Annotated in this window: 4 protein-coding genes; 1 reads left to right on the top strand and 3 read right to left on the bottom strand. The window is 66.6% G+C overall.

The genetic code is table 11. The annotated features are described in order from the left end of the window. On the top strand, nucleotides 1-239 hold a 239-nt coding region (locus tag ACTWPT_RS59745; protein ID WP_443179041.1), incomplete at its 5' end, for a hypothetical protein. A 143-nt stretch (nucleotides 240-382) separates the two neighbouring features. Here ACTWPT_RS59745 and ACTWPT_RS59740 read toward each other — a convergent pair. From ACTWPT_RS59740 to ACTWPT_RS59730, 3 genes are all read right to left on the bottom strand, one after another. Continuing rightward, nucleotides 383-751, bottom strand: coding sequence for a barstar family protein (locus ACTWPT_RS59740; protein WP_443186433.1), 369 nt, complete (start codon nucleotides 749-751; stop codon nucleotides 383-385). A gap of 8 nt (nucleotides 752-759) precedes the next feature. Continuing rightward, a complete protein-coding gene (locus tag ACTWPT_RS59735; RefSeq protein WP_443186432.1) occupies nucleotides 760-1173 on the bottom strand; it encodes a ribonuclease domain-containing protein in 414 nt (137 codons plus the stop codon). A gap of 215 nt (nucleotides 1174-1388) precedes the next feature. Next, nucleotides 1389-1958, bottom strand: a complete 570-nt coding sequence (locus ACTWPT_RS59730; protein WP_443186431.1) for a dihydrofolate reductase family protein — start codon at nucleotides 1956-1958, stop codon at nucleotides 1389-1391. Between the last annotated feature and the right edge of the window lie 596 nt (nucleotides 1959-2554).

The raw sequence follows: 2554 nt of genomic DNA, 5'->3' as shown, positions 1-2554 counted from the left end.
GCCGCGTGAAGGTCTACGAGGCCATCGTCAAGGGCGAGAACATTCCCGAGCCCGGCATTCCGGAGTCCTTCAAGGTCCTCATCAAGGAAATGCAGTCGCTGTGCCTGAACGTCGAGGTGCTCTCCAGCGACGGCATGTCCATCGAGATGCGCGACACCGACGAGGACGTCTTCCGCGCAGCGGAGGAGCTCGGCATCGACCTGTCCCGGCGTGAGCCGAGCAGCGTGGAAGAAGTCTGAGCGCGTTAGGGCTTCTCAGCGACGGCCACGATCGCCATCCGGGGCATCTCCGCCGCGAACACGCCGTCCCGCCGGTACACCACCGGACGGGACGGCGTTGAGGTCATTGCCGGTGCCCGCCTCGTAGCGGGCACCCGGATGACTCAGGTCAGCGCGGCGGTGGTCCGTTGCCGGAGCAGAGCCTCATGGCCGGGGTCGGTGCACAGAGTCAAGGTCAGCCCGTCCTCGGCGGCGTCGGCAAAGATGGCCAGCAAGGTAGCGAACTGCTCCGGAGGTTCGGTGCTGAGCAGTTCGTCGGCGTGCTCCACGATCAGGGCGATGGCGCCCGTGTCGCGCAGGCAGTCGGTGAGCGCGTCCCAGTTACGGCCGAAGTAATCGGGGAAGCGCAGAGCCCGCGCCACCTCCTCGAAGAAGGCGGCGCGGGTCCGGCAGGCCCGCCCATCGATCACCGCCGGGGCTGGGCCGGTGGACACCGTCAGCCAGTACGGCAGCGGACGTGCGGCGGAGGTCATGGGAGTCCCTAGAGTCGGTAGAAGTCGGTGTAGTGGTTGGGCGAGAACCACGCCACACCGGTGCTGCGGTTGACGACGATCCGGTAGGCGTCCCGCGCGGCACCCATCGACCGGGAGTACACGTCGTACTCGTAGTAGGTGGCGCCGCTGGGAAGCTGACCCTCGCGGTTGTAGAAGCGTCCGCCGGCGAAGTTGTACCTGCCGTCGGGCCAGGAGTACCAGCCTCTGGTGGTGGGGTAGCCCTTTGAAGCCCAGATCGACTTGGCCGTGCGCGCGTCAGCGCACCGCGAGATGGTGCAGGAACCGTAGACCGCGGCGTTGGCAGGGGTGATGCCGACCAGGCCGATCAGGGAGGTGATGGCGGCGAGGATGACGGTGAGCCTTACCGCCAAGGAAGGGCCGGGGCGTTGTGAAGTGTGCACGAAGCCTCCTTGTGGGGGTGCGACGGACACAGTAATGATCACCGCTCATCTCAGATCATAAAGACAAAGGTCCCTAAAGGTGTGATGAACACTTCACGGACATCTCACGCGAGGTGCGGGACCTGCATGAGCCGGGCCCGCCAAGGGGCGGGCCCGGCCACAGCCGCGGATCGTTTCTACCGCTCGTCCTGGGACAGGTGAGCCTTGGCGTCGTTCTAGGAGGCGTCGCCGGTCGCCTTGGCAGGCCGGTAGACCAGGTACAGCACACCTGTCGTGAACGTCTCGGACTTGATCAGCTCCAGAGGGACGGGGTTCTCCCCCTCGTCGAACAGGCGCTCGCCCTTGCGGACGGCGATCGGGTGCACCAGCAGGTGCAGTTCGTCCAGCACTCCCGCGGCCAGCAGTTGGCGGACCACCGAGATCGAGCCGCTGATCGCGATGCGGCCGCCCTGCTCGTTCTTCAACGCGGTCACGGCCTCGACCAGGTCGCCCTGGAGCAGCTCGGAGTTCCGCCAGGTGAACTCCAGGGGCTGGCGGGACACGACGATCTTCCGTGCGTCGCCGAGCGTCTTAGCGAAGCCGGCGTCTTCGCCGCCCTCGGCCTCCCGGCCCGGCCATGCTCCGGCGAAGCTGCCATAAGTTTTGCGTCCCAGGAGCAGGGTGTCTGCCATCTGCGCCGTCACGGCGGCGCCCATCTCGTCGTTGAAGTACGGGAAATGCCACTCCGCCGGCTCCTCAACGACACCGTCGAGTGAGATGAACAGGCTTGCGGCGATCGTCCTCATGATGTTCCTCCAAGGAAGGGGCGGGGTTCGTCCGGCCCGGTTGTTTGATGTGTTTGTAGCCTCGCGGCACTTGCTTACGGATCGCTTAAGGTCTCCCTTTGGGACGGGCGGCGACGAGGCGTCACGAACCCAGAAGGTGGCGTGGTCCGCACATCCAGCAACGCCGTCCTGGACAGCGGTGGCGTGATGATCTCCGGAAAGATCACGCTCGAGTCCGACCTGTCCGCCGTCAAGACCGCCTGACCCCGCCTGCACGCGACATCGGGCCCGAGTACGTCACGGACCTGCGGTGGGACGACAACCCGACCCCGACAGCGCTGGCGATGAGATGTTGTGGCGGGACACGAGCGAGCCCATGCGGACACATTGACAGCGCGCCGCTCGCCTGGCCATTAGTCCGCCGGACGGACGGCGCGGTGATCACGTCGCCGCCTGCGTCGCCGCGGCCGCCGACCTGGCGGCTCCGGGTGGCGGGATGGAGCGGAGGTTGAAGGCGTAGCGGGCGACGGAGTCGGCGATGGCGTCGGAGTCCACGTCCAGCGCGGTCGCGTTGATGTTGGCGATCGTGTCGCATGCCTGGTGGTAGCAGGCGTCGT

Origin of the sequence: Nonomuraea sp. 3N208, from assembly GCF_052245935.1 — a bacterium.
Lineage (GTDB): Bacteria > Actinomycetota > Actinomycetes > Streptosporangiales > Streptosporangiaceae > Nonomuraea.
This window is presented reverse-complemented; position numbering and strand designations above follow the sequence as displayed.